The sequence below is a fragment of the Solihabitans fulvus genome, assembly GCF_008386585.1.
Lineage (GTDB): Bacteria > Actinomycetota > Actinomycetes > Mycobacteriales > Pseudonocardiaceae > Solihabitans > Solihabitans fulvus.
In genome coordinates this window covers 1-208 of record NZ_VUOB01000447.1, presented here as the reverse complement: position 1 = coordinate 208, position 208 = coordinate 1, and the positions used below count along the sequence as shown (strand labels likewise).

Below are 208 nucleotides of genomic sequence, written 5' to 3'. Positions count from 1 at the left end.
GCTGGCCGGGGGCGGGGTGATCATGATGCAGTCCCTCCAGGACTCGCACGACGGCCAGGTTGCCAGCCCGGCCACGTCGTCGACGACCACCAGCTCGGTGCCGGCCCCGCCGCCGTTGGCCGCAAGGGCGGTCAGCACCGACGAGTTCGACCGCTGTTGGACCGCCGCGCACGGCAGCGCCCGGTCCGCCGACTATCCCGACCGGCCG

The 208-nt window shown here is 74.5% G+C and carries 1 protein-coding gene; it reads left to right on the top strand.

Going from position 1 to position 208, the window contains the following annotated elements; genetic code table 11:
- Window positions 1-25: 25 nt before the first annotated feature.
- A partial coding sequence (locus F0L68_RS41980; RefSeq protein ID WP_223199686.1) for a hypothetical protein occupies window positions 26-208 on the top strand: 183 nt, incomplete at its 3' end.